Raw genomic sequence first — 25,300 nt, 5'->3', positions numbered from 1 at the left:
GGGGGATGGCGGCGATCAGGCCCGCGCGGCCGCTGGCTCAGCCGGCAGGGGAGCAGCAGCGGGCTCCATGGCGCCGGCGCGCGCCGGCGCCGGCTCGGCCGCCGGCCACCTTCGCCCGGCACCCATCTCGAGGGCTGCCACCAGCGCGAGCAGCAGCCACAGATAGGGCTCTTCGAAGAGGCGCCCCTCGGATTGCGACTGGAAGAGGATCTCCACCAAGGCGGCCACGAACCAGCCGCCGAGCATCCGCTCGAAGGGGTCGCCGGCGGCGCGGTAGATCCGGAGGCAGGCAGTCCCGACACGAGCGAAGAAGAACGCGAAGCCCGCCACGCCGACGATGCCCCATTCCGCCAGGATGCTGATGAACGACGTGTGCGAGAGGGAGGTTTTCGCCCACGCGGGCATCACCCAGTTGTAGACGAGCAAGAGCGCATTCTGGAAGCTCCCCGTGCCCACGCCAACGAGCGGATTGTCCTTCCACATCTCCCAGCCTGCGCGGATGAGGAATCGGCGAACACCGAGCACCGTATCGGCGCCGTGGGCCAGCGAACGCACGCGGGCCGCATCCGAGCCGCCCTGGACGAGGAGGAGGCCCAGCAGCACGCCGAGCGTCCCGAAGGCCGCCGCGTTGATGCGCACCTTCGTGTAGCGGGGCACCGGCGCCAGCACCACGACGAGGAAGCAGGCCATGAGCATCCCCAGCCAGCCGGAACGCGAAGCGGTCGCGATCAGCGCGGGCGCGGCGAGGACGAGCGCCGGGATGGCGAGGTAGACCGTGAGCCGCCGCGGCCCCAGCGCGAGGATGCTGCCGGCCGCCAGCGCCATCGTCACGGCGAGAAAACGCGCGAGGTTGTTCGGATCGGCGAACGTCGCGTTCGAACGGTAGCTGTAGGCGTCCGATTGGACGAGGATCGCCCGCCACTGGAAGACGCCCAAGATCCGCTGGGCGATGGCGAGCAGCGACAACCCAATGGCGGCAACGAAAAAGGCAGCGACGATCCGCTCAAGGTCGCGCCGGTCTTCGATGAGCGACGGGGCGGCGAAGACGAACGCCACGTACAGCGCGAGGATGAGCGTCGCATTGTTCGGCCGCTGCACGTCGGACCAGGCGAGCCCAACGACCGCGAGAAAGAGCACCACCAGGGCAGCGAGCAAGACGCCGCTCCGCGGGAAGAGCCGGCGGGGATCGTAGCGGGCCCGCCAGCAGGCGACGACGACGGTAGCCACCATCGCCGCCTTCCCGGGGTTCAGCATCACCCGAATCGCGCCGCCGATCCCGCTTTCGCCGAACGTATCGACCGTCTGCGTCTGGAGGTATTCGAACGGCAACCCGATGACCACGGCGGGGATGAGGAGCTTCGGTTCTCGGAGGAGGACCACCGCCACGAGCAGCGCCGCCTGAACGAAGACCACGAGCGCGAGGTCGAAATGCTGCACGAAAACCTCGTGAACGTTCTCACGATTGACCCCGGAAAGCGGGCGAACCTACCATACCCCGCGATGTCCCCCGAAACCAGCGGCCTCCAGCGTGATTGGTGGGTGGTTCGGCGGCGCTGGTGGGTGTTCGTCCCCTTCGCTGTCCTCGGGCTGCTCGCTGCCTTGGCAATCGGCGCCGTCACGGGCGGCTCCACCGCCGTCGCGACGATGACGCTCGACACCACCGTCCACGACCTCGTTGTCGGCGGCGACCGTGGCCTCCGCATTTTCGAAGCCCAGGCCATGACGGCCGACCCAGCCTTCGAGCAACGCGTCATCGCCGCCATCGGCGAGCCCGACTTCGACTATGCGCGCTTCAGCGTCGCGCTCAATCCGATTTCCGTGGGCGATGGCATCTCGCGGGGCATCCTCACCGTGAGCATCTCCGACCCCGACAAGGCCCGGGCCGAGCGCTACCGCAAGGCGTTCGTCGATGTCTTCACGCGCGAATACACCCAGCCGGACGGGCTCTTCCGGACGCGCTTCGTCGACCGCCGGCGGGAGGTCGCGCAGCGGGCGGAGGCGGAGTACCAGTCTGCCTACGGTCGGCTCGCGGCCGCCGTCGCGGGGAAGAATGTCGATCTGGCCGCCCTCGTCGAGACGCGGGGAGACACCAACCCCCTCGCCTTCGTCAGCGAGCAGCGGGCGATATTGGAACGCCAGCTCGCAGAGGCGCAGGGAGCGCTCGCGAGCACCGGTGGGGCGAGCCCGGAGGCCGCCGCGGCGGTCGCCTCCGCCGTCCTCGGCCAGCCGGTGCAGGCCGGGCAGGCCAGGCCAGCGCTGGAGGCGAGGGTGGCCTCGCTCGAAGCCGCCCTCGCCAGCTACGAGCAGCTCGCACCCGCGCTTCCCGAGCGGCAACTCGATAGCCAAACGCAGGCGCTCCTCAACGAAGTGCGCGGGCTGCGGCAAGTCCGCGATTCCGCCTTCGTCAACCTTGGCAATGCTCAAATCGCCGTCGGGAGTGCCGAGAGCCGCATCGAAGTCGCGTACGCCTTCTCAGGCGGGCTGACGGGCTCGCTCGCCGGGCGGGCCGCCGTCGCCTTGGCCGTGACCGTCATCTTCGGGCTGGTAGCCATCTTCACGCTCGAGTGGCTGAGCCCCTCGCGGCCCCCGACGAACGGGTAGGCCCGGTGCGCATCGCCGTCATCAACGACATCGCCTCCGTCGGCAGCGAAATCGGGGCGGGACTGCGGGCGCGTGGCCACACCGTCGACCTCTTCATGCCCCGGCTCGTCGGCGCCCGGCTCCACCCCCACCTCAAACCCCTCACGGCCCCCGTGCGCGCGCTCGACTGGCTCGACCTCGTGCGGCGGCTTCGCGCCGGCCGCTACGACCTCGTCCACATCCACTACGCCTACCTCGGCAACGTCGGCGTCCTCGGCCGCTTCCCGTACCTCCTCCACTGCCACGGCTCCGACGTGCGTGAGCTCACAGCGCTTTCGCGTCCGCTGGCCGGCCACGCGCTTCGCCGCGCCAAGCACGTCTTCTACGCCACGCCCGATCTGGGGGAGGCCGTCGCGCGCTGGCGCCCCGATGCCGAGTTCTTGCCCAACCCGATCGATACGGCCACCTTCGCCCCCCGGACACCCCCCTCGACGCAACGAGCCGTTTGGATCGCCTGTGCACTCACGAAGGTGAAGGGTGCCGGGCAGATCCTCCAGGCCTGCCGCATCCTCGCCGATGCGGCGCCCGACCTCGTCGTCGGCGCGACCGCCGGGGGCGAGTACAGCGAAGCGTTCCGCCGGCTTCCGAACGTGATCCTCTACGCGCGCCAGCCGCGGGATCGCCTCCCGGCCGTCATCGACCGCCACGGCATCGTCATCGGGCAGGTGCGCGTCGGCTCCGCCGGCATGGCCGAGCTCGAGGCGCTCTCCTGCGGCCGGCCCGTCGTCATGCGGTTCGAGTACGAAGGGGCCTACAGCGAGGCGCCGCCCTTCGTGAAGGCGAGCGACCCCGAGGCGATCGCCGCCGCCGTCCTCCGTCTCGCCGCCGAGCCCACAGAGCGCGACCGCCTCGGCGAGGCCGGGCGGGCGTGGATCGTCCGCCATCACGGCCTCGACCACATCGTCGACCGCGTCGAAGCGGTCGCCGCGGCCGTGGCCCAGGGCGTGCCGCCGCCCGCAGCACCGCCACCCTGACCCGTCCCCGGATTGACCACCCGCCGCGGCGTGCTAGCGTGGAGACATGACCGCTCCTGCACGTCCCACCCGCCTCGACGAGGCGCCGCTCACCCTCCCCGAGCGGCCGCTCGTCTCCATCGTCATCCCCTGCCTGAACGAGGAGCGGTACATCACCGCCTTGCTCGATTCGCTCGCCGCGCAGGATTACGGGCCCGATGGTATCGAAGTCATCGTCGCCGACGGCGGCAGCACCGATGCCACGCGCGAGCTCGTCCGCAGCTACCCCTCTCCCTTTGCCCGCCTCGAACTCGTCGACAATCCGCGGCGGATTACCGTAGCGGGGCTCAACGAGGGGATGAAGGCAGCCCGCGGGGACTGTTGGATCATCATCGGCGCACATAGCAAGGTGCGGCCCGACTTCGTCCGCCAGTCGGTCGAAGCGCTCGCCCGCACCGGCGCGGCCTGCGTCGGCGGCCCCATCGAAACAGTCGGCGAGGGCGAAGTCGGTCGCGCGATCGCCGCCGCCATGTCCTCGCCCTTCGGCGTCGGCAACGCCAAGTTCCGCTACGCGAGCGAGGCCGGCTACGTCGATACGGTGCCGTTCGGCTGCTACCACCGGAAGGTTTGGGAAGTCGTCGGCGAATTCGACGAATCGGTCGATGGCGCCGACGAGGATAGCTACAACGCGCGCTTGATCGAGGCCGGCGGGCGCATCTGGCTCGACCCTGCCATCCGCTCGAGCTACTACCCACGGCGGACCTTCCGCGCACTCGCCAAGCAATACCGCGAATACGGAGCGGCCAAGGGCACGCTCTTCGCGCGGGGGAGGCCCCTCCAGCCGCGTCACTTCGCTCCTTCGGCGATGGTCGCCGGGGGGCCGGCGCTCTGGCTCCTCGGGCGGGCGTGGAAGCCGGCGCGCCAGCTCTTGCGAGCACTCGCGCTCGTCTATTTCGCCGCGGGCGGATTCGCGGCCTACCGGGCGGCACAGCGCCACGGGGCGAACCCGGCCCTCACCTTCGCCGCCATGGCCACCATGCACGTCGCCTACGGTGCAGGGTTCCTCGAGGGCTGGTGGCGCGAACGCGCGCGCCACGCCTGAACGGCCGCCTTCCTCGGCGGTTGTAAGATGAAGCCGCCCTGGGCGGTCTCATCCTTGCCCGGCCCGGGGCTCGCCCCTCCCGGGCGCAGGAGCCGGCATGACCCAGCTCGCTGACGCGGAGCTCGTCGAAGCCGCGCAGGGCGGCGACCGGGAAGCGCTCGCACAGCTGTACGAGCGGTACTTCGATGCTGTGTACGACTTCGCTGCCCGGTTGATGCGCGACCGCGACGAGGCCGCGGACATCGCCCAGGAGACGTTCCTCAAAGCCATGAACGCACTCGGCGGCCTCGAGCAAGGGGCCAGCTTCCGCAGCTGGCTCTTCCGTATCGCCCGCAATACCGCCCTCAACCGCCTGGAGCGCCAACGGCGGACCCGGCCCCTCGCCGCCGCCGATGACGACGGAGAATCCATCGCCTTCGATGTCGTCGACGTCGCGCGGTTCGCCGACCCGCACGAAGCGGCCGAAGCCGCCGCCGCCGCCCAGCTCGTGTGGGAAGCCGCCGCCGCGCTCGACCCGCGCCAGCTTTCGCTCCTCGACCTCCATGTGCGGCAAGGGCTCGACGCGGAGGAGATCGCGGGCGTGCTCGGCATCACGCGGAACAACGCATACGTCCTCCTCCATCGGCTGAAGAAGGCCGTCGAGAGCGCCATCTCGGCCTACGTGCTCTGGAAACAGGCGGCCGACCGCTGCCCGGAGCTGGCGGCCCTGCTCGCGCCGGCGGCCGCCACCGAAGGGATGACGCCGACCCTGCGCAAGAGCGTCGACCGCCACGTCGAACGGTGCGGCGACTGCCGAGAACGGCGACGGCGGCTCGCGCCGCTGGCCATCTTCGGGGGGTTGGCGCCAGTGGCAGCCCCGCCCGGAGCGCGCGCCGCAGGGCTGGAGCAGCTCCTCCGCAACCCCCCACGGATGCAACCACCGCCCAGGCCAGCCCCAACGGCCGGGGCCGCGGGTCAGGGGGGAGCCTCGCCGGCACACGGTTTCTCCTCCCCAGCGTTCCTCCGGGCGGGCGCGCTCCTCGGCGTCGCCGCCGGAATGCTCCTGCTCGCGCTCGTCGTACCCTTCAGCCCTCTTGCGATCACCCGCGAAAACGGCAGCGGGGCGCGCCTCGGCGCCTTGCCCGCGGAGACGCCCGCGCACGGCGGGGTGCGTACCATCGTCATCCCCATGAGCCCGACGCCGGGCGGCACAGGCCGCGCCTCGCCGACGGCCGCGACGCCCGTACCGTCGCCCTCTCCGGCATCGACGAGCGTCGGGGGCGGAGGAGGAGGCGCGCCCACCGCCACGGCGACCGCGACGGCCACCGCCACGGCGACCGCCTCGCCATCGGCCACGCCCACCCCGTGCACCCCTGCGATCGCCCTGCCGCCGGGCGCCCCCACGTCGCTCGTCATCGCCGCAGGCGGCCAAGGAAGCTTCCAGCTCCAGAACCCGAGCGGCTGCCCCGCCGACTACAGCATCCTAATCGAGGCTCCGTGGCTCCTCGGGCCCTCCGGCGGCTCGATCGCGCCGTCCAGCTCCGTCATCGTCACTCTCCGTGTCCGCGCCGAGGAGCTACCGGCCGCCGAAGGCGACTACCAGACGAGCGTGACCATCGCCGGGCCGCAGGGAAGCTTCGCCATCGCTGTCACCGGACGGCGAGGCGGCCAGCCGCCCCAACTCCACCAAGCGAGCGCCATCTGCCAGCGCACCGCGAGCTCCAACACCACCACCCTCCTCCTCGATGCTCAGGCCGTGGACGACGTCGCCGTTGTCCGCGTCACCGCGGCCTTCGCGTCCCAAACGTACGACCTCGCTCCGGCCGACGGGAGCCCGTGGAGGAGATCGCTCCAGCTCGCCGGGGCTGCCCCGGAAGCCGTCACCTTTACCGCCTTCGACGGCGCGGGGCGGACGGCCACCCTCGCGGTGACACCGCTCGGGTGCTCCGGCTAGCCCGCTGGCGGTTCGGCCCGTTCGAACGCGAACCGCTCACGGAAGCGGAGGAGGGCACGGAGGATCGGTCCGCCCACCGCGGCGAGCACGACCGCGTTGCAGATCGTCCGGAAAAGGTCCCAGCCGAGGCTCGTCAGGAGGTAGTAGTTCCAGTAGCGGCGAAGCGTTTCGAGGGCGCCGGCGCCGGGCTCGTAGGCGATATCCGGGCCAGCCACGAGCCACGGCCAGGCCCAGAGGTTGGTGATCGCACCGTAGAGGAGGCCCCAGACCGCGCCGAAGGCGATCACCAGCGCGAGGCGCACCCGCGGGCCCGCCCGGCGGGCATCGGCGGCCCGGCCCAGCATTCCCGCGCTCGCCCCCATCCAGCCGGCGGCGAACATCTGGAACGGCAGCCACGGGCCGAACCCGCCCGTCACCACCGCGCTGAGGAAGAACGAGAGCGCCCCGAGCAGGAACCCGAGCCGCGCCCCGAACGTGAAAGCGCCCAGGATCACGAGGAAAAAGTAGAGATTGGCGCCCGCCGGCAGGGTAATCGTCCGAAGGACGGCAGCCAGCGCCGAGAGCACCCCGAGCACCGCCAGCCGCTTGCTATCGAGCCCGCCCGAAGAGAGATCGGCCACGACCAGGACGAGGCAGAGCGCCGCGATCCCAGCGAAGACGACCGGCGCATCGGTCTGGTGGGCGAACCAGGCCGATCCCTCGTCGACGACGCCCGGCGCGAAAAACGGGTGGAGATAGGCGAACAGCCCGAGGACATTGAGCACCACGAAAACGAGGGCGCCGGGGTCGAAGCGGCGCGCCGCCGAGCGGGCCACGGGGGCGGGGAGGCTAATCGCCACGGCGACGCCTCCAAACCGCCGCCCCGGCGATCGCCGCGACGAGCCCCCCAGCCACGATGGCGAAGGCCACGATGCGCCCCGAACCGCCGGAATCCCCATCCCCGCTGCGCGGTGCAGCAGCGTTCGACGGTGGGGAGGGTGCAGGGCTTCGTGGCACGATGGTGATGGCGGCCGTCGCCGGCGGCGAAGGCGCCGCAGAGGCGGTCGCTCCCGCGGACGCGGTCGGCGAGCCGCCCGGCTCGCCCGGCGGTGGCGCGGTTCCGGCCGGCGCGGTGGTGGGGCTCGGCAGGGCCGGCGCCACCGTCGACCGGGGCGTCGGGGAGGGCGCAGCCCCGCCACGGGGTGGATGCCCGCAGATCTGCTCGAAGGTCACATCCGCCGGGGCCGGCGCGCTCGAGGGCCCGCCCTTGCCCCACTTCCAGCCGTGCACCTCGCCATCCCTCGCCTTCGCCAGGCCGACGCCGACGGACGAGTACACCCACCTCGCCCCGTGGGCCCGGGTGAAGAACGCCCAGTACGTGCAATCGCTCCCCTTGCACTGGCAGAAGCAGCTATCGAACGAGGCAGGGTCGAAGCAGCCGTTCGTGCCGATCGCGCAGACGAGCAGGCCGCTGCCGCTGCCGAACCACTCTACGGGCAGGCCACTCGCGGCGAGGAGTGCCTCGCCGCTGATGCTCTCGCCGGTGAACGGCACGCAATAGGTGGTCACCTGGTCGCCGACCTGGATGACGAGCCCCGCCTCGCCATCGGCCTTCGCGACCAGCGGCAGGAGGGCAAGAGTCGCAGCCAGGGCAGCGATCAGGCGGCGCATGCGATGACCACCTCGTCGAGCGTGATGGCGCCGGGGACGAGCTGGGCCGCCTGCGTGGGGAGCGGACCATCGGCAGCGAACGCCCGCCGCGCGGGGAGGTCGAAGGCGATCTCCCCTTCCCGCAGCCCGACCACGCGGGTGGCGTAGTGGGCCGCGCTTTCGATGTCGTGGGTGGCCACGATGGCGGCGCCACCGGCGGCAGCGTGCTCCCGCAAGCGGGCGGCGAGCCACGCCTTCGCCGGCCCGTCCATTCCGCGGGTCGGCTCGTCCATGAGCCAGGTGCGCGGCCCGTGGGCCAGCATCGCGGCGATGGCCACGCGCTGCTGCTGCCCGACGGAGAGATCGCGCGGGTCGCGCTCGAGAAGCCCCTCGACGGACCAGGCACGGGCGAGGGCGGCGAGCTCCTCGCGGCCACGCGGCAGGCCCCGGTGGCGGAGTGTCTCTGCCAGCTCGGCCGCCACCGACTCCTGGTAGAGCGCGAGCGCCGGGTCCTGGGGCACAAGCCCAGCGTGTGCCGTCCGCTCGCGGGGGGAACGCGGCGCCGGCACGCCGGCGAAGGTCACGGAGCCGGCAGCCGGTTCGACGAGCCCGGCCAACGCGCGAAAGAGCGTCGTCTTGCCGCTCCCGTTCGGGCCGACGAGGGCGACGACCTCGCCCTCGCGAAGGTGGAGCGAGACGCCCCGGAGCGCCTCGAACGCGCCATAGCGGACGGCCAGCCCCTCGGCCCGAAGGAGTTCGGCGCCCGGCGCCGGCGCCGGACGGGGCGCGGCCAGCAGCCCGCGCCCGGCGATCGCAGCACCCACCGCGGGGAGGCTGAGCGGGAGCGGATCCAGTCCGAGCCTGCGGGCGAGTTCGACGGCCGCCGGGAGCGATGGGAGGGCAGCCGCCGCCTCGCGGGCCGTCAATCGGCGCGCCTCCCCGTGGGCTACCGCCACGACAGCATCGACGCGGTGGAGGAGCCGCTCCAGCCGATGTTCGGCGAGGAGGATGGCCAGGTCGCCGCGGCGGCGCAGCACCTCGATCGTGGCGAGCACCGAGGCGGCGCCATCGCCATCGAGCTGCGAAGTCGGCTCGTCGAGGACGAGCAGCTGCGGTTCGAGCGCGAGCACGGCCGCGATGGCCACGCGCTGGCGCTCGCCGCCCGAGAGCGTCGCGAGCCGGCGATGGCGGAGGTGGCCGATACCGAGGTCGGTCAGGAGCCGTTCGAGCCGGCGGCGCATCTCTGCCGGCGCGATCGCCTGCTGCTCCATGCCGAAGACGATCTCCTCTTGCACGGTCTCGGCGATGGCCTGCGCCTCCGGCTCCTGGAAGACCATGCCGACCACCCGCGCCATCCGACGCGCGGGCGTGGCGAACGGGTCGAGCCCGGCCACCGCGGCCGCCCCGGCCAGCCGCCCCCCGTGGAACTGCGGCACGAGCCCGTTGAACAGCCGGAGGAGCGTCGACTTGCCGCTCGCCGAGGGCCCGGCCACGAGCACGAAGGCGCCCGCTTCGATGGCCAGCGAGACATTCCGCAGGGCGGGGGCATCGGCCCCCGGATACGTGTAGGTGATTGCACGCAGCTCGGCCAGGCTGGTCACGGTGCGGCACCCGGGGCGAACTGGCGCTCCCCTTCGGCCACCGGCGCCGGCGCCGGGCGGGCAGCGAGCAGGACTGCCGGCCAGGCCAGCCCGAGGGCGATGAGCACAGGCAGCGGCTCGAAACCGGGAACCGGCAGCCCAGCGAACGGGTTGTAGGTGAGCGCCCCGTTTCCCGTGAAACGGAGCGCGAGCGCCCCGAGCGCGAGCAGCGCCGAGAGCCCGAGCCCGACGCGCTCGACGAGGGGAAGCTGGTCCCGGTCGAAGCGGGTCACCTCCCGGGCGCGGCTGGCGGCCCGCCACCACCAGACGAGCAGGCCAGTGGCAGCGCCAACCAGAAGGAGGGCGAGCGGCTGCCAGCCCGCCTCGTAGAACCAGAGCCAGGCAGCGGCGATCAGCAGGGGCGCGGCGGCAGCAGCCGCCAACCGGGGGGCCATCGGGAGCGGCGGGCTCGCGCCGTATCCGCGCGCCTCCATCGCCTCCGCGAGCCGTAGCGACCGTTCGAGCCCGCCCACGATCGCCGGAACGACGAGCGCCGGCAGTTCGCGCCAACCGCCGGGCGCACCCCGGAGGGCGCGCATCTCGCGCACGCGGCGCAAATCCTCGACGCTCGACGGGAGGAGCGTGAGGCCGACCGTCACCACCAGACTGGCTTGGAAGAGCGCGGCCGGGGTCGAGCGGAGGATGCGGTGGGGGCTCACCGCGCCATTGAAGACCCCGTAGGCGAAGAGGATGGAGAGAATGGCGAGCCCGCGGATCGCCGCTGCCACGAGCCCCTCGGCCGAGACCGGCCCGCCGAGGCGCAGGCCACCGAGCCACTCCGGGACGCGCGGCCCGGGCACCGTGAAGAGCACGTGGTCGCCGTAGCTCCCGTTGACCACCGCGATGGCGAGCGAGAGGGCGAACATCACCGTGCCGAAGATCGCCAGCGCGCGGAAGCTGACGACCCCGTTCCCCTCCCGCGGGGAGAGCACGGCCACCAGCACCACGGCGAGCAGGAGGACGGCCAAGTAGAAGGGGTTGGTGGTGGCCAGCGCCACCACCATCACCGCGAGGACCCAACCGACCCAGCTCGCCGGGTGCATCGTCGGGCTACGAGTTGCGCCGCCGGGCAACCGCCGCTGCGGACACGCCCGTCGCGAAGAGCGCCGCACCAGCCAGCGCGAGCGCGATGGCACCGGCGCCACCGGTTGCTTCGGCCCGGCTATCGCCCGTCGCGGGCGGCCGCGGCGTCGGAGTGGCCGGCGGTGCCGTCGGCGAAGCGGGCGGGGCGGTCGGCGTCGGCTGAGCCGCCGGGCGGACGCGGGTGATCGGCGTCTCCGGCGCGTTGCAGAAGGTGCGGCCGGCGAGCGCAGGCACCACCTGGTTCGCAGCGAACGCCGGGTCGTAGCCCGCGAACGAACCATCCGGCAGCTGCTGGCCGAGGAGGTACTGCACCGGCGTGACGCCGTTCTTCGTGTAGGTCGCCGATTCCGGGTTCTCGCCCAAAGCGAGGAGCGCCTGAATGGCGAAGGCAGTCGACGAGGTATTCGAGGCGCTCGGGTCGAAGCCCCAGCCACCATCGCTGCCCTGGTTGGCGCGAAGCCACGCGAGCCCGGCGGCGATCTTCTCGTCGGTCTTCGGGACGCCAGCGGCGAGGAGCGCCTGGATGGCGATGGCCGTCGTGTCCGGATCGGCGACGCCGCCGAACCCCCAGCCGCCGCCCGAGACGGCCGCCGCCTTCAAGTTGTCGGCGGCCTTCGCGCCGACCGCGTTGCCCGTGCAGGCGAGCCCCAAGATGGCGATCGATTGGCTGAAGGCGTTGCTCGCGTAGGCGCCCGACCCGGCGTCGTAGCCGGCCTGGGCGATGCCGATGAGGTTCGTCCCGCCGACGTTCTTCGGGTCGAGCCCGAGCGCCTTCGCGCCCAGCGCCGCCTTGGCGGCCGAGGCCGGCGACGTGATCGCCGGGGCCGCCGCCACGAGCCAGTCGACCGGCGACTTGCCGCCTTGGAGGTCGAGGCGCGGGTCGTACCCGGCGGCGCGGACAGCGATGATCGCGTCGATCGACTGGCCGGGCGATTCGGCGTAGCTCCCATCGGGACGCTGGACGGTCTTGATGAACGCCGCGCCTTTCACCACCGCATCGGTGGCGGGCAGGGCGGCGAAGGCCAACGCCGGCAGGAGAGCGAGGCCGGCAGCGAGGGCAAGGAACAGGCGCTTCATACCAACTCCAGGGTGAGAATGGGCCCGGCCCGGGAACGCACCTCCCGGGAGAGGCCGAGGAATGACGGCGAGCGTTGGAGGTGGGAACGAAAAACCCGCCTCGGGCGGCGGGTCAGGGTGAACGAACCATGGCACCGACCCCTTTCGCGCGAAGGATCATCGGTCCGGTCGGGCGGGTTTTCTGGCTCGGCCCCAAAGGCGGGGCCTCACAGTTGCGGCACAGCGCCGGATTCGCACCGGCTTGCCCCGGCTCCTCCCACCGGCGTGCGGCGGAAGGGCCCTCCCGGTCTTCGATTGTCAAAACGCAATCTGGAGGTTCGACAACGCTCCGTCAAGTCCCACCGCCCTCGTCCGGGCCGCGTACACTGGAATCGATGGCACGCATGACATCGATACGTGAGCTGCCCGAGCGGGCACGGAGGCCAGGACGGGCCGCGGCGCTCGTCGTGCGGGAGCTGGGCATCATGCTCGTCGCCGTCCTCGCCTACTTCGCCATCCGCGGCCTCACGGAAGGCGCCCGCGCCGATGCACTGGTCAACGCCGCCCGCGTGGTCGATATCGAACGCGCGCTGGGCATCCACGTCGAAGAGGACCTCCAGGACCTCATCCTCCAGTCGCACGCGCTCATCACCCTGGCGAACTGGGTGTACATCTGGGGCCACTGGCCGTTCATCGCCGTCGTCGCAGCCTGGCTCGTGCTCGTCCACCCGGGGGAGTACCGCGTGCTGCGCAACGCCTTCCTCGTCTCCGGGAGCGCGGGCCTCGTCGTCTTCGCCCTCTTCCCGGTAGCCCCGCCGCGGCTCTACGACGGGACCTTCGTCGATACCGTGACGGAGTATTCCCGCGCCTACCGGGTGCTTCAGCCCCCGGCGCTGGTGAATCAATACGCCGCCCTCCCGAGCTTCCACTTCGGTTGGAACTTGCTCATCGGGCTGGGTATCGTCCGCTGCGCCCCGTGGCGGTGGCTGAAAGCGGTAGGCATCGTCGCTCCCGCGGCGATGGGCCTCGCCACCATCCTCACCGCGAACCACTACCTGCTCGACCTCGTCGTCGGGGCAGCGATGGCGCTCGCGGCGCTCTACGCCGTCGAGCTCGCCCGCGGGCGCCGCTTCGCGCCCTGGCAGCTCGGCGTGTGGCTGCAGCCGGCCGAACGGGTGGAGCCCGATGCGGCCTGAGCTGCCCGCCGGGCAGTTCGCCGTCGCCCATCGCGCGGGGAACGAGCCGGCGCGGCTGGCCGAAGCCCTCGCTGCCGGCGCCCCCGTCGTCGAGGCCGACGTCTGGCTGCACCGCGGCCGGCTCGAAATCCGGCACACCAAGACGGCTGGACCGCTGCCCATCCTCTGGGACCGCTGGGAGCTGCGCCCCGGTTGGAAGCCGCGGCGACGCCTGCCCGACCTCCTCGCCGAGACCCCGGCCTCCGTGCTCCTCCACCTCGACCTCAAGGGCTGGGACGATCGCCTCGGCCCCGCCATCCGCCAGGCGATGCGCGAGCTCGCGCCGGGCCGGAGCTACCTCGTGAGCGCCCAGCGTTGGTCGCTCCTCGAGCCGTTCCACCAGGAGCCGACCGCCCTCGTCGTCCATTCGATCGGCAGCGCCCGGCGATTCGAGCGCATCGCGCAGCACCTCGCCGACCGCCACCCTACCGCCGTCGCCATCCACCGCGAGCTGCTCACCGCAGCGCGCGCCGAACGGCTCGCCGCCCTCGCCGACCTCGTCCTCGCCTGGCCAGTGAACGACCCAGCGCTCCTCGGGCCGCTCGCCGAGCTGGGCGTGCGCGGCGTCATCACGGATGCGCCAGCGGTGGTGCGGGCGGTCGCAGCGAAGATGCCGGGCGGATAGAATCCGCCGGCGAATAGTGCAACCCCGATCCCCGAGGAGGGCCGCATGAAGTACGGCATCCAGATGTTCCCGACCGACTACGCCATCCCGGTCACCGACCTCGGCCGGGCGGCCGAGGAGCTCGGGTTCGAATCCATCTTCTTCCCCGAGCACACCCATATCCCCACGAGCCGACGCACCCCCTGGCCCGGCGGCGGCGAACTCCCGAAAGAGTACTCCCACACGCTCGACCCGTTCGTCGTCTGCGCCGCCGTCGCCGCCGTCACGAAGACGCTCAAGGTGGGCACCGGCGTCTGCCTCGTGATGCAGCGCGATCCGATCACCACCGCGAAGGAGGTGGCCTCCGTCGACCATCTCTCCGGCGGCCGATTCCTCTTCGGCATCGGCGGCGGCTGGAACGAAGACGAGATGGAGAACCACGGGACGGACCCCAAGCTCCGCTGGAAGATCCTCCGCGAACGCATCCTCGCCATGAAAGCGATCTGGACGAACGAGGAGGCCGAGTTCCACGGCAAATTCGTGAACTTCGACCCGATCTGGCAGTGGCCCAAGCCCATCCAGAAGCCCCACCCGCCCATCCTCGTCGGCGGCGCGGGCCCCCACACCCTCGACCGTGTGCTGGAATACGGCGATGGCTGGATGCCGATCGGCGGGCGCACCGGCCAGGTGCTCGGCCAGATGATCCGCGAGCTCCAGGAGCGGGCTCGGGCGGCCGGGCGGGGCCCCATCCCCGTCTCCGTCTTCGGCGTACCGCCCTCCAAAGAGGTGATCGAGCAGTACGCCGAGCTGGGCGTCGACCGGGTCATCTTCGGCCTGCGCCCCGAAGGCGCCGAACAGGTCATCCCCGCCCTGAGGCGGTACGCCGAGGTGGCGGGCCTCTAGCCACCCGCGGAGGCACCCATGCGCGTCAACTTCTATGCCACCCTCCGCCCCCTCGCCGGCGGCAAGGCGGTCGACTTCGACCTGCCCCCCGGCGCCACCGCCGGCGACCTGCTCCGAGCCGTCGGCGCACGCTTCCCGGCCATCGGCGAGCTCCTCTGGACGCCAGCGGGCGACCTCGGCGACTACATCAAAGTCTTCGTCGATGGCCGCGAGATCCGGCACTTGCAATCGCTCGACACGCCGGTTCCCCCCAGCGCCGAAGTCGATATCTTCCCGCCGGCAGCCGGCGGCTGAGCACAGGCAGCATGGAGCGGCTCGAAGTGCGCAACGTCGAGACCGACCTCATCGCCAGTTACCTCGTTCGCGAGATGGGCGGCCAGCGCCAGGGCGATACGGTCGAGGGGGAGGGCTGGAGCGTCCGCTTCGTCCCTGGGGAGAGCGCGCGCGTGGGCGGCATTCGCGTGCCGGTCGTCTTCTACGAAGTCGAAGGCGAGCGCGAAGCCGAGATTGCCGCCTATCTGCGCCGAAAGACGATGCGGGGCGGCGGGTAGCCGGGGCTCGCCGCGCGACGCCTGAGCCGCGGCCCGCCACAATGGAGCCATGCCTTCGCCGACGATGCGTCGACGCCGGTGGTGGAATCCCGGCTGGAGCTGGAAAGCCTGGGCGATCATCCTCGCCATGGTCTTCCCGACCGTCGGGTTGACGGCCTGGGTCGGGATCGCCGCGAGAGGCGAGTCGTCGGTCGACCCGGCCCTCGAGGCGCTCGCCCGGGAGAACGCAGGGAGCGAGGTCGTCGCCATCCGCGGCCCCGAGCATACCGCCTATCACAGCCTCGCCCCGCTCCCCACGGAAGACGCGCCCCGCCCCGACGGCCGGCCCACGCTCGTCTTCTTCAGCGCTCCCGCCTGCGCGCTCTGCGAACGGATGCAGTTCGTCCATCGCCTGATGGCGAGCGAGCGCGAGCGCCTCGTCTTCGTCGAAAAGTCGGTCGACCGCGACCCCGTGAGCGAGCGGTACGGCATCCACGAGACGCCGACCTTTGTGCTGATCGACGCCGCCGGGCGGGAGGTGGGGCGCTTCGGCGCCATCACCGACGAGGCCGCCTTCCGGGCGAAGGTGGAAGAGCTGCTCGCCCTCGTCCGGCGCTGAACGTCAGCCGCGGTCGGCGGGCACGGCGATCGCCGCCACAGGCGACTCGCTCGGCGGCTGGTGGAACCAGGCGATAACGACGCGCCCTTCGAGCACGAGGAAGGCGAAGCCCGCGACGCCGCCCATCGCTGCGAGCACCGGCCGAGCGCCCGCCACCTCCACACCGACCCCGAACAGCACGAGCGGCAGGACGACCAAGGCATCCGTCAGCACCGACTGCACGGCGAACACGCGCGACTGGTGGGCCACGGGTGCGGCTGCACTGAGCGCCGTGCGCCCGGCGAGGAGCGCGAGGCAGACCGCGAGTCCGAGGAGGAAGGCCACCGGCACCGCCACCGCGAAGGAAGCGCCGAGGCGCAGATCCAGGTCCACCAGCGGGCCGAATTCGGTGAGCTCGAGCGCCGCGCGAAGCCCGTAATCGAGGGCTGCCAAGGCGAACATCCCGGCCGCCATCGCGAGGACGGCCGCCCGGATCACCGGCCCAGCCACCTGCGCACGCAGCCGAAAGGCCGCGAACCCGAGCCCGAGGAGCACGCCTAGCCCCGCAGCGCCCACCACCGCGGCCGCCCCGAGCGAGCCCGCCGCCAAGTCGTTGCGAAGGTAGAGGGGAAGAGCCACGATGCTCCCCTGCACGACCATCGACATGAGCGCGAGGGCGAGGAGCGCCTCGCGCGCGATCGCGTAGCGGCGGAAGAACCCGACCGTATCGCGGAAGCTGGAGCCGCGCACCGGCGCATCGAGCCGGAGGCGCCGTGTAGCCACCGCGAGGCTACAGGCGAGCACCGCCGCCCCGAGGCCGGCCACCGCCGCCCCGGCCGCCATCGCCCCCGTCCCGCCGTACCACCAGAGAAGCGGCGCCAGCACCCCGACGGCCAGCCCCTGTCCGCTGAACTGCATCGTGACCAGCAGCGAATGCATCGCCGAGTGATGCCCACCACCGAGGACGCGGACGAGCGCCATCTCCGAGGGCGAATACAGTTGCGAAACGGCCGAATAGGCGAAGACCACCGCCGGCACCATCCACCCCGCTCCCGGGGCGAAGGCCCAGGCGGCGATGACCACCGCGCGCGCCAGCCCCCCCGCCCCGAACCCCCGCGAGGGCCCGACCCGGTCGGCGAGCGCACCGCCGGGCACACCGAATGCGAGCGAGGCGACGAGCATCGCGACGAAGAACGACGAGAGGCCGGCGCCCGCGTGGGCCGACGTGCCGGCCGCCACGAGGAGCGCGGCGAAAAACAGATTCTGGGCCGCCTGCGAGGTGAGTTTGGCGGCCGCGAAGAGGCCAAGGACCGGAAATGCCGCACGACGGGTCACCACCGTTCGTACCACCACACCTCGGATGTACGGACGACGCCGGGCGCCGGCGCAGCCCCGCACTTCCCTCACCGTACCACGCCTCGCCGCCAGAAACGTTCGCGAACGGGTAACGGACGGTTAGGACCGCGAAAAATCCGGGGAAACCCTGCCCCCGCGCCGTACCGGGCCAAATTGCGACGGGCAGGCCAGGCCGGCGGCCGCCACCTCACTCGCTCGGCGGGCACACCTCGTCGAGCCGAAACCGGTAGCCGGAGAACAGCGTCACCGACCCGTCCCCGTCGGCGATGGAGGCGAGGTAGGCCGCCGGGAGCCGGCGGAGGAACAGGCGGGCGCAATCGGGGCAGATGCCGTGGGAGATCGCCCCGCCGGCCTGGCCACGTACCGCCACGCCACACCACGCGCAGACCACCACGAGGCCCCCCTCGCCCTCGCCGCTACCGCCGGCATCCATCACGATCACCTTAGCAAGTTCGGCCGGGGCGAAGCGTCCGCGCCCTGTGCGTCCCCAGCCGTTCACCAGATCTCCACGAGGCCCGGGCCGCCGCCCTTTCGACTTCCTTACCGAAACCGCCCGGCGAACGGGCAAGGCCGGGCGGCTGTGCCGCGTTCCGGTCGCTGGCGGCGCGAGCCCTCTCCCGCACGGGAGGGCGACGACCGCGACCGGGGCGGCATCGGGAAGGCGCCCCCGCCGGAATCGGGCGACTCCCCGATGGCGCAGGCGCCCCAGCCGGCGGCACGATGCGCGCATGGACGCCAGCTTCGCCGTACTCGCCGCCCTCGCCCTCTCTCCCGCCCACCCGTACGCGCTCCTCGACCACCTCTCCAGCCTCGGCACGCCCGTCAGCCGGAGCGCGCTCTATCGGGCCGTCGATGCGCTCGAGCGGGAGGGGCTGATCGTCGCCCGCATCGAGGCGGGCGAGACGGGCCACGTGCGCCGCCGATTCGACCTGGCGCCCGCCGGGCGCGAACGCCTCGCCGCAGCCGCCGGCGCCGTCATCCGCCGCGAACCGGTCGAAAGCCCGGCCTTCGCGCTCGCCCTGGCGGCTGCCCGGACCATCGGCGCCAACGAGGTCCTTCGCGCCGTGCGCGAGCGGATGGCCGAAGCGGCGCGCCGGCTCACGATGCTCGAACGCACCCTTCGCATCGCCAGCGAATCGCCCCGCAGCGACCTCGATGCCAGGATGGCCGCCCACCTGCGGGCCGATATCGCCTGGCTGCAAGGGCAGCTCCGGCGAGCGGGCTGAGCGCCCCGCCCCCTCAGCCGCGTGGCAGCCCCAGCCCACGCGTCGCGATGATGTTCCGCTGGATTTCGCTCGTCCCCCCGCCGATCGGGCTCGTCGTGCTGTGCAGATAGAAGCGGGCGATCCGCCCGCCGAGCACGCGCGGGTCCTGCCGGTCGGTGAGCTGCCCATAGAGCCCTGCAAGGTGCATCGCCGTCACCGCCAGGCGCACGTCGAGCTCGCTCGAATACAGCTTCGCGATCGACGACTCCTTGTTGGGGATCTGTCCGCGCTCCTGCATCGAGATGATCCGGTAGGAGATGAGCGATTCGACCTGCGCTTCGATCGCCCGATCGGCGAGCTCCGTCCGCAGCGACGGCCGTGTAGCCACATTGCGGCTACCGACGCCTGGGGTGCGCGCGAAGCGCACGAGGTCGCGCACGATGAGCTGATGGCTCACGCTCGTCGCGATGCCGCTCCGTTCGAAGTCGAGCGTCGTGGTCGCGAGGTACCAGCCGCGGTTCTCCTCGCCGAGGAGGTTTTTCGCAGGGATGCGCACATCCTCGAAGAACACTTCGTTGAACTCGTGGCTATCGAGCATGTTGACGAGGGGGCGCACGGTGATGCCCGGCGTCTTCATATCGACCAGGAAGTAGCTGATGCCGCGGTGCTTCGGCGCATCCGGATTGGTGCGGGCGAGGAGGATGCCCATGTGGGCGTATTGCGCGCCCGACGTCCAAATCTTCTGCCCGTTGACGATGTAGTCGTCGCCATCGCGGACGGCACGGGTCTGGAGGCTTGCCAGGTCCGAGCCCGCGCCGGGCTCGGAGAAGAGCTGACACCAGATGTGTTCGCCGGAGATGATCTTCGGGAGGTATTCCCGCTTCTGCTCCTCGGTGCCGTAGACCATGATGGTCGGGCCGGCCCAGCCGTGGCCGATCCCGCCGGGGCGGGGGGCCCGGCGCCAGGCGAACTCTTCGCTGAGGATGAACTGCTCCTTCACCGAAAGGCCGCCGCCGCCGTGCTCCTTCGGCCAGGCCGGCGCCCCCCAACCGCGCGCGTTCAGCTTCTTCGTCCACTCGCGCATGAACTCGGCGAACCCAGGAACAGCACGCCCGGCGGCATTGAAGAGGCCCCACTCCACAGGGCGCTCGGCGAACTCCGGCGGAAATTCCGCATCGAGGAACGCGCGCACCTCCCTCCGGAAGGCGGCTTCGGCGGGCGAGTCGCGAAACTCCATGGCGGCAAACCTCCGGGGCGAACGGGATTCGGCAGCGATTGTGGCCCCCGGCCGGGCAGGCTGTCGAGTCGGAGCGCGCCCGCTGCGGCGCCGGCCGCTCCCTGCCCGTAGAGAGTCCCGCCCGCTCGCTGCCGGGAACCTCAGCCAGGCGGCGCGGCGCTCCGCGCCGAGGCCGCCGGTTCGCGCAGGAACCGCGCGACCGCCTCGATCAGCCGCGGATTGCGGATGGCCCCCACGTGCCCATCGTGCGGAACAGGGAGAAAGCGGGCGTTCGGCAGATTGCGCGCGAGCGCGACCGCGGGTTCGAAGAACACATCCCGCGTGCCCGCCGCGACGAGCACGGGCTGGGAGATGCGTGGCAGCAGCTCGGGATCCACGGGTTGGGCGCCGCGGAACACGCCGCGGTAGACCGAGCCGACCGCCGCGAGGTCCAGCTCGCTCCAATAGCGCGCGAGGTAGGCGAGGTAGGCCAACGGTGGCCGTCGGGGGGCGCTGCTCCGGGGGTGGCGCCGCTCCAAGGCGAAGCGGCCCCGTCCGCGCGGGAAGTAGCTCCCCATGCCGCCGATGACACCGCGGTCGAACCGCTCGCCGTGTCGGCCCAGCAGCTCGAGCGCCACCATCCCGCCCATCGAGTACCCCACCACCGGGGCGCGCTCCAACCCCTCCTCGTCCATGACGGCGAGCACATCGGCGGCGAAGGCGGCGCGGCTGTAGGCCGCGGCGTGCCGCGGCTTTTCGCTCTGGCCGTGGCCGCGCAGGTCGGGGATGAGAAGGGTGTGCTCGGCAGCCAGCCGTTCGACCCAGCCCGGCGCAATCCAGTTCGACCAGCCGCTGGCGGTGTACCCGTGCACGAGCACCACGGGTGTCCCGCGCCCTTCCAGGCGGTAGTGAATCCGGAGGCCCGAGCGGCGCGTTTCAGGCATGACGCCTCGATCGTAGCGCGGCCCCGTCGCCGGCGCCGTCAGCCGGCGCTCAGCGCAGGTCGCCCCACTCCGACTGGCGGGCAAAGAGGAGGTCGTGCATCGGCCAGAACTTCCCCTGCCGGCCGGCGCAGATCGCGAGCAGGCTCGCATTGCCAGCGTTCGGGTGAATCTGCGTGATCGGGAAGTGGAGGAAGGCGAGCGCCACCTCGTCGCCGAGCAGTTTCCGCACCTCGGGCAGCGTCACCTGGTTCCAGCGGAGGCAGAACGGGCACTGGAAGTCGCTGAACTCGGCGATCACCACGCGGGCGTTCGGGTTGCCCTCGAACGCGGCGCCGGAGAGGTCGGGCCGCGACGGGAGGATTTGGAACGCCGGGGGATTCGTCGCCGCCAACTGTTGGATCTGCGGCGAGTAGGCATCGACGGAGGTCGGCGGGCTCCCGGAACGCTCCTTCTCGACGATTTCGAGGAGGATGGCGGTTGGCTGGGCGCCGACGAGCTTCTTGTTGTTGATGAAGAACGTGGGCGTTCCGGTCACTCCGAGCTGGTTGCCGCGCTGCAAGTGGCTGTTGATGAGTTCGACGTTGGCACCATCGTTGAGGCACTGGCGGAGCTGCGGTTCATCGAGCCCGAGGCTGCGGGCGTAGCCGAGGAAGGTATCGAGGAGCGAAGCGCGCGCCGCCGTGGGCGAAGCGGGGGGAACGGTGCTCTCGGCCAGGCCGCCGGGCGTTGGCGTCGCCGCCCCATCGCCACCGTCGCGTTCGGGCTGCCACCAGATGGCCGCGGCGATGACGAGCGCGCCCACGAGGATGGCGCCGGGCGTGAGGAAGAGGGTCCAGGTCGGCTGGCTGCGGGGCGGACTCTGGCCGCCGCCCCCCGCGTCGCTCGGCGTCGGTTCGGTCATTCGGCCATTGTCGCAGCCGGCGTCGACGCCGTCACCTTTCGGTCAAGGCGAAACCGGAAGGGCCGCCCCCGTGCCAGGGCGGCCCACCGGGGTGTGCCGCCAGGGGTCGCGGCACACCAGAGGAGGGAACAGGGCGGCTTCAGCCGTAGCGCCACTCCGGCGTCGCGATATGGCAGCCGGGGCAGTAGCGCTGGCGCGGTTCGTAGGGCGTGCGGCATTCGGGGCAACTTCGGGTGATCTGCTGGCGTACGAGCGGGTTGGCCGGCTGGGGAACGAGCCAGCGGCGCCACCAGGGCTGGAATCCAGGTCGGAGCATCGGGTGCCTCCTATGGTCGACTGGGGGAGAACCAGCGCCCAGTTCGGACGCAGGCCCATCCCGAAGGACACGAGAGGCACATTCGGCAGGCTGGAGGGCTGCCGCGCCTCTCCCACTACGCCTGCGGGGTTAGCTGACGGGTTCGGCGAGGGGAGTCGCCTACCCGGCTCGTGCCGGGATACACCCCAAAACGTTCGGGTCCCCCGCTCGGCGGCGTACCCGCCGATTCGGCACTCTCCGTTGTACCACACCCGAAGCCCGGCGTGTGCAAACGATTCGTTACCGTCGCATCACAACGGCATGACAACTTCCCCGGGCCTCCCGGGCCGCCGCTACTGGAAGAGGGCCCCCACCGATTGCCCGCTGTGAATCCGCGCGATCGCATCGCCGAACTGCGGTGCGACGGGGATGATCGTCATGTTCGGCAGGAGCTTCTCCGGCCCGAGCGGCACCGAATCGGTGACGACGATCTCGTGGAGATCGAGCGAACGGAGCCGTTCGACGGCCGGCCCGGCGAAGACCGGGTGGTAGCAGCTGACGATGATCTCGCGCGCGCCGTGCTGGCGGAGGGCGTGGACCGCGGAAACGATCGTGCCAGCGGTGCTGATCTCGTCGTCGAGGATCAGGCAATTCCGCCCCTCGACTTCGCCGATCACGTGCAGCGCCTCGGCGACCTCCGCGTTGCCGATGCGGCGCTTGTCGATGATGGCGAGCGGCAAGTCGAGCCGCACGGCGAGGTCGCGCGCGCGCTTTTCGCCGCCGACGTCGGTGGCGACGACGACGAAATTGGCCAAGTTCTTCGTTCGGAAGTAGGCGGAGACGGGGTAGAGCGCGTTGAGCTCGTCGAGGGGGATGTTGAAGAAGCCCTGGATCTGGCCCGCGTGGAGGTTGAGGGTGAGGACACGGTCGGCCCCCGCGGTTTCGAGCATGTTGGCGATGAGGCGCGCCGTGATGGGGACGCGGGGCTGGTCCTTCTTGTCGCTGCGGCCGTAGGCGTAATAGGGGATGACGGCCGTGATGCGCCCTGCGGATGCGCGCCGAGCAGCGTCGATCATGATCAGCAGCTCCATGATCGACGTGTTGACGGGGCTGGTGAACGGCTGCACGAGGAAGACGTCGCGCTGGCGGATGTTCTCGCGGAACTGAACGAAGATGTTCTCGTTCGAAAATTCGAACACATCGACGGCGCCGAGCGACCGCCCGAGGCGGGCGGCGATCGCCTCGGCGAGCGCCGGGTGAGCGCGGCCCGAAAAGATGGCGAGGTCGTTGTACACCGGCGGTCCCCTCGTTGCGGCTGCGGAAGCGGCGGCGCCGCCGGGGTAGCAGGGTATCACGCCGGGAGGGGAGGTAGAAGGTGGCGCCCGCTGGGCCCGAAGCCGCCGGACGGAAGCCCGCGGCACCGTTTCGTGGAGGGCACGGCCCCTCGCCCAACACGCGCCCCGCCGAGGCCCTCAGCCCACTTCGAAGAGGAATTCCACCTCGACGGGCACGCCTGCGGGCAGCTCGGCGACGCCGATGGCGATGCGTGCGTGCCGGCCGGCCTCGCCGAAGACGTCGAGGAGGAGCTGCGATGCGCCGTTCACCACCGCCGGATGTTGGGTGAAGCCCGGCGCACTGGCCACGTACCCCGCGACGCGGACCACCCGGACCACGCGATCGAGGCTGCCGAGCTCGGCGCGGACGATGGCGAGGGCCTGGAGGGCGCACACCCGCGCGAGAGCGGCGCCCGCCTCGACGGTGACATCCTGCCCGAGCTTGCCCGTCGCCGCCACGCCCGAACCGTCGGCTGCGCGGGGAACCTGCCCGGAAACGTAGAGGTGGCTCCCGCTTCGCACGGCGGCGGCGTAGAGCCCGGCTGGCGGCGGGATGGCCGGCAACTCGATGCCGAGGTCGGCCAGGCGATGCTCGGGCGTCTCCTCGTGCGCCATCCCTACTGGTACTCCCCGAGCAGGGTGGCGACGACGTTTTCGAACTCCTCGTTGGAGTAGCACTCGATGACGATCTTGGCGCCCTTCTTCTGCGGCTCGACCCGGACGCGGGTGCTGAGGGCGCGGCGCAATCGCGCCTCGATGTCGCTCAAGGCGGCGTCGCGCCGGGCCGTCTGGGCGGCGGGCCGGGCCGCCGTGGCCGGGCTGGCGGCGAGCTGCCGGCGGACGTAGCTTTCGGTATCGCGGACGGAGAGCTGGCGGCGCACCACCTCGCGCCAGGCATTGACCCGGCCGCGGCCTTCGGGCAGGCCGAGCAGCGCCCGGGCGTGGCCCTCGGTGATCTCCCCAGCGACGAGGCTGCGGCGAATTTCAGCTTCGAGCTGGAGAAGCCGGAGGGCGTTGGCGACGGTCGCGCGGCTCTTTCCCACGCGGCGGGCCACCTCCTCCTGCGTGAGCCCGTACTCCTCGACGAGACGGCGGTAGGCCATCGCCTCTTCGACCGGGTTGAGGTCGGCGCGTTGGATGTTCTCGACGAGGGCGAGCTCCAGCAGCTCCGCATCGGCGGCCTCGCGCACGACGACCGGGACCGCCTCGAGGCCGGCCAGCCGAGCCGCCTGGAGGCGTCGTTCGCCGGCGATGAGCCGGTAACCACCCTCGTCGTCGCGGGTGACGATGAGCGGCTGGATGATGCCGTGCTCTTTGATCGACTCGGCGAGCTCGCGCAGCTGCTCCGGCTCGAAGTGGGTGCGCGGCTGCTCGGGATTCGGCGCGATGAGGTCGATATCGAGCAGCTCGGGGCCGCCGCGTCGAGCGGGCGGCACGGGCCGGGCGGTAGCGGCACTACTGGGTGCCTCCGGGCTCTCGTGCGCCGGCTCCCGCTCCGGGATGGTCGGCGCGGCCCTGGGAGCGGCCGCGGCCGGCTCTTGCGCCGGCGGTGCGGTGGGCGAACCTGCGAAGAGGGCATCGAGGCCCCGACCCAATCCACGCTTCGGCTGTGTCATACGGCGGCTCCTACGCGTTCCAAGAGTTCGCAGGCGACGGCCTCGTAGGCGGCAGCCGAGCGGCCGCCCGGGTCGTACCGGAAGATCGATTGGCCGTGGCTCGGAGCTTCGCTCAGCCGGACCGAGCGCGGGACGATGGTGGCGAAGGTCTGCGGGAAGTGGCTCCGCACCTCATCGACCACCTGCTGGGCGAGCCGCGTGCGGGCATCGAACATGGTGAGCACGACGCCGAGGATGTGGAGCCCCGGGTTGAGGTTCCGCCTCACGAGCTCGAGCGTCTCCATCAAGCGGCTCAGCCCTTCGAGCGCCATGTACTCGCACTGCACGGGGATGATGACGCTCTCGCTCGCCGTGAGCGCGTTGATCGTGAGCAGCCCGAGCGAGGGCGGGCAATCGACGAGCACCCAGTCGTACCGCTCGCGGATGGGCTGGAGGGCATTGACGAGCCGCCGCTCGCGGGCGAGCGCAGGCACGAGCTCCACCTCGGCGCCCGAGAGCTCGGCGCTCGAGGCGACGAGATCGACGCC

27 protein-coding genes and 2 riboswitches are annotated in these 25,300 nt (G+C 71.6%); of the genes, 11 read left to right on the top strand and 16 right to left on the bottom strand.

Annotated features, from left to right (window positions below; genetic code table 11):
- Window positions 1-15: 15 nt before the first annotated feature.
- Entirely contained in the window at window positions 16-1,437 is a 1,422-nt protein-coding gene (locus VAE53_RS02245) for an O-antigen ligase family protein (protein WP_322817736.1), read from the bottom strand.
- 63 nt (window positions 1,438-1,500) lie between these two features.
- On the opposite strand from VAE53_RS02245, the gene VAE53_RS02240 reads away from it, so the two are divergent.
- The 4 genes from VAE53_RS02240 (at window position 1,501) to VAE53_RS02225 (ending at window position 6,628) form a co-directional block, all read left to right on the top strand.
- Complete coding sequence (locus VAE53_RS02240) at window positions 1,501-2,601, top strand: hypothetical protein (protein ID WP_322817735.1); 1,101 nt, start codon at window positions 1,501-1,503, stop codon at window positions 2,599-2,601.
- Window positions 2,565-3,614, top strand: a complete 1,050-nt coding sequence (locus VAE53_RS02235) for a glycosyltransferase family 4 protein (protein ID WP_322817734.1) — start codon at window positions 2,565-2,567, stop codon at window positions 3,612-3,614. Before VAE53_RS02240 ends, VAE53_RS02235 begins: the two co-directional genes overlap by 37 nt.
- 46 nt (window positions 3,615-3,660) lie before the next feature.
- Window positions 3,661-4,695 carry a glycosyltransferase family 2 protein gene (locus VAE53_RS02230; RefSeq protein WP_322817733.1) on the top strand — a complete coding sequence of 345 codons (1,035 nt, stop codon included), beginning with the start codon at window positions 3,661-3,663 and terminating at the stop codon, window positions 4,693-4,695.
- 97 nt (window positions 4,696-4,792) lie between these two features.
- Window positions 4,793-6,628 carry a sigma-70 family RNA polymerase sigma factor gene (locus VAE53_RS02225; protein ID WP_322817732.1) on the top strand — a complete coding sequence of 612 codons (1,836 nt, stop codon included), beginning with the start codon at window positions 4,793-4,795 and terminating at the stop codon, window positions 6,626-6,628.
- Here VAE53_RS02225 and VAE53_RS02220 read toward each other — a convergent pair.
- Genes VAE53_RS02220 through VAE53_RS02200 form a run of 5 tightly spaced genes read right to left on the bottom strand, consistent with a single transcriptional unit; the run spans window position 6,625 to window position 12,057 of the window.
- Complete coding sequence (locus VAE53_RS02220) at window positions 6,625-7,467, bottom strand: ECF transporter S component (RefSeq protein WP_322817731.1); 843 nt, start codon at window positions 7,465-7,467, stop codon at window positions 6,625-6,627. The genes VAE53_RS02225 and VAE53_RS02220 overlap by 4 nt on opposite strands.
- Window positions 7,457-8,278 carry a hypothetical protein gene (locus VAE53_RS02215; protein WP_322817730.1) on the bottom strand — a complete coding sequence of 274 codons (822 nt, stop codon included), beginning with the start codon at window positions 8,276-8,278 and terminating at the stop codon, window positions 7,457-7,459. Before VAE53_RS02215 ends, VAE53_RS02220 begins: the two co-directional genes overlap by 11 nt.
- Entirely contained in the window at window positions 8,266-9,858 is a 1,593-nt protein-coding gene (locus VAE53_RS02210; protein WP_322817729.1) for an ATP-binding cassette domain-containing protein, read from the bottom strand. The genes VAE53_RS02215 and VAE53_RS02210 overlap by 13 nt, the downstream gene beginning before the upstream one ends.
- Window positions 9,855-10,940 (bottom strand): energy-coupling factor transporter transmembrane component T, encoded by a 1,086-nt coding sequence (locus VAE53_RS02205; RefSeq protein ID WP_322817728.1) that lies wholly within the window; start codon window positions 10,938-10,940, stop codon window positions 9,855-9,857. Before VAE53_RS02205 ends, VAE53_RS02210 begins: the two co-directional genes overlap by 4 nt.
- Before the next feature lie 7 nt (window positions 10,941-10,947).
- On the bottom strand, window positions 10,948-12,057 hold the full coding sequence (locus tag VAE53_RS02200; RefSeq protein ID WP_322817727.1) for a prenyltransferase/squalene oxidase repeat-containing protein: 1,110 nt from the start codon (window positions 12,055-12,057) through the stop codon (window positions 10,948-10,950).
- A 153-nt stretch (window positions 12,058-12,210) separates the two neighbouring features.
- A riboswitch (cobalamin riboswitch) is annotated at window positions 12,211-12,355 on the bottom strand.
- A gap of 76 nt (window positions 12,356-12,431) precedes the next feature.
- Between VAE53_RS02200 and VAE53_RS02195 the strand changes: the two genes are divergently transcribed.
- The 6 genes from VAE53_RS02195 to VAE53_RS02170 are packed head-to-tail and all read left to right on the top strand — an operon-like array spanning window position 12,432 to window position 15,927.
- Window positions 12,432-13,232, top strand: a complete 801-nt coding sequence (locus tag VAE53_RS02195) for a phosphatase PAP2 family protein (protein WP_322817726.1) — start codon at window positions 12,432-12,434, stop codon at window positions 13,230-13,232.
- A complete protein-coding gene (locus VAE53_RS02190; RefSeq protein WP_322817725.1) occupies window positions 13,222-13,896 on the top strand; it encodes a hypothetical protein in 675 nt (224 codons plus the stop codon). The genes VAE53_RS02195 and VAE53_RS02190 overlap by 11 nt, the downstream gene beginning before the upstream one ends.
- A gap of 45 nt (window positions 13,897-13,941) precedes the next feature.
- Window positions 13,942-14,778, top strand: coding sequence for an LLM class F420-dependent oxidoreductase (locus VAE53_RS02185; protein ID WP_322817724.1), 837 nt, complete (start codon window positions 13,942-13,944; stop codon window positions 14,776-14,778).
- A gap of 18 nt (window positions 14,779-14,796) precedes the next feature.
- The gene (locus tag VAE53_RS02180; protein ID WP_322817723.1) at window positions 14,797-15,072 is read left to right on the top strand and encodes a ubiquitin-like small modifier protein 1; all 276 of its coding nucleotides are present in this window, start codon (window positions 14,797-14,799) and stop codon (window positions 15,070-15,072) included.
- A gap of 11 nt (window positions 15,073-15,083) precedes the next feature.
- Window positions 15,084-15,329, top strand: coding sequence for a DUF1952 domain-containing protein (locus tag VAE53_RS02175; protein ID WP_322817722.1), 246 nt, complete (start codon window positions 15,084-15,086; stop codon window positions 15,327-15,329).
- A gap of 49 nt (window positions 15,330-15,378) precedes the next feature.
- Window positions 15,379-15,927: a thioredoxin family protein gene (locus VAE53_RS02170; RefSeq protein ID WP_322817721.1), complete on the top strand. Its 549-nt coding sequence runs from the start codon at window positions 15,379-15,381 to the stop codon at window positions 15,925-15,927.
- 3 nt (window positions 15,928-15,930) lie between these two features.
- On the opposite strand, the gene VAE53_RS02165 is transcribed toward VAE53_RS02170, so the two are convergent.
- Entirely contained in the window at window positions 15,931-17,241 is a 1,311-nt protein-coding gene (locus VAE53_RS02165) for a hypothetical protein (RefSeq protein ID WP_322817720.1), read from the bottom strand.
- Window positions 17,242-17,449: 208 nt separating this feature from the next.
- The gene (locus VAE53_RS02160; protein ID WP_322817719.1) at window positions 17,450-17,695 is read right to left on the bottom strand and encodes a hypothetical protein; all 246 of its coding nucleotides are present in this window, start codon (window positions 17,693-17,695) and stop codon (window positions 17,450-17,452) included.
- A 295-nt stretch (window positions 17,696-17,990) separates the two neighbouring features.
- Here VAE53_RS02160 and VAE53_RS02155 point away from each other — a divergent pair, with 295 nt between their 5' ends.
- The gene (locus VAE53_RS02155; protein WP_322817718.1) at window positions 17,991-18,488 is read left to right on the top strand and encodes a PadR family transcriptional regulator; all 498 of its coding nucleotides are present in this window, start codon (window positions 17,991-17,993) and stop codon (window positions 18,486-18,488) included.
- 13 nt (window positions 18,489-18,501) lie between these two features.
- Here VAE53_RS02155 and VAE53_RS02150 read toward each other — a convergent pair whose 3' ends face one another.
- The 8 genes from VAE53_RS02150 to VAE53_RS02115 all read right to left on the bottom strand — a co-directional run.
- Window positions 18,502-19,704: an acyl-CoA dehydrogenase family protein gene (locus tag VAE53_RS02150; RefSeq protein ID WP_322817717.1), complete on the bottom strand. Its 1,203-nt coding sequence runs from the start codon at window positions 19,702-19,704 to the stop codon at window positions 18,502-18,504.
- A gap of 140 nt (window positions 19,705-19,844) precedes the next feature.
- Entirely contained in the window at window positions 19,845-20,627 is a 783-nt protein-coding gene (locus VAE53_RS02145) for an alpha/beta hydrolase (RefSeq protein WP_322817716.1), read from the bottom strand.
- 49 nt (window positions 20,628-20,676) lie between these two features.
- Complete coding sequence (locus VAE53_RS02140) at window positions 20,677-21,528, bottom strand: thioredoxin domain-containing protein (RefSeq protein ID WP_322817715.1); 852 nt, start codon at window positions 21,526-21,528, stop codon at window positions 20,677-20,679.
- A gap of 139 nt (window positions 21,529-21,667) precedes the next feature.
- On the bottom strand, window positions 21,668-21,844 hold the full coding sequence (locus tag VAE53_RS02135; protein WP_322817714.1) for a hypothetical protein: 177 nt from the start codon (window positions 21,842-21,844) through the stop codon (window positions 21,668-21,670).
- Window positions 21,845-21,948: 104 nt separating this feature from the next.
- Window positions 21,949-22,087, bottom strand: a riboswitch (cyclic di-AMP (ydaO/yuaA leader).
- An 89-nt stretch (window positions 22,088-22,176) separates the two neighbouring features.
- Entirely contained in the window at window positions 22,177-23,118 is a 942-nt protein-coding gene (locus VAE53_RS02130; RefSeq protein ID WP_322817713.1) for a ribose-phosphate pyrophosphokinase, read from the bottom strand.
- Window positions 23,119-23,295: 177 nt separating this feature from the next.
- Complete coding sequence (locus VAE53_RS02125; protein WP_322817712.1) at window positions 23,296-23,772, bottom strand: RidA family protein; 477 nt, start codon at window positions 23,770-23,772, stop codon at window positions 23,296-23,298.
- Window positions 23,773-23,774: 2 nt separating this feature from the next.
- A complete protein-coding gene (locus VAE53_RS02120) occupies window positions 23,775-24,593 on the bottom strand; it encodes a ParB/RepB/Spo0J family partition protein (RefSeq protein WP_322817711.1) in 819 nt (272 codons plus the stop codon).
- A gap of 176 nt (window positions 24,594-24,769) precedes the next feature.
- Window positions 24,770-25,300 (bottom strand): ParA family protein (locus VAE53_RS02115; RefSeq protein WP_322817710.1); only part of this gene is annotated, 531 nt, incomplete at its 5' end.

This window comes from Tepidiforma sp., assembly GCF_034432735.1.
Lineage (GTDB): Bacteria > Chloroflexota > Dehalococcoidia > Tepidiformales > Tepidiformaceae > Tepidiforma.
Note: the sequence above shows the minus strand (reverse complement) of the source record. Positions and strands in the feature narration are given on the sequence as shown.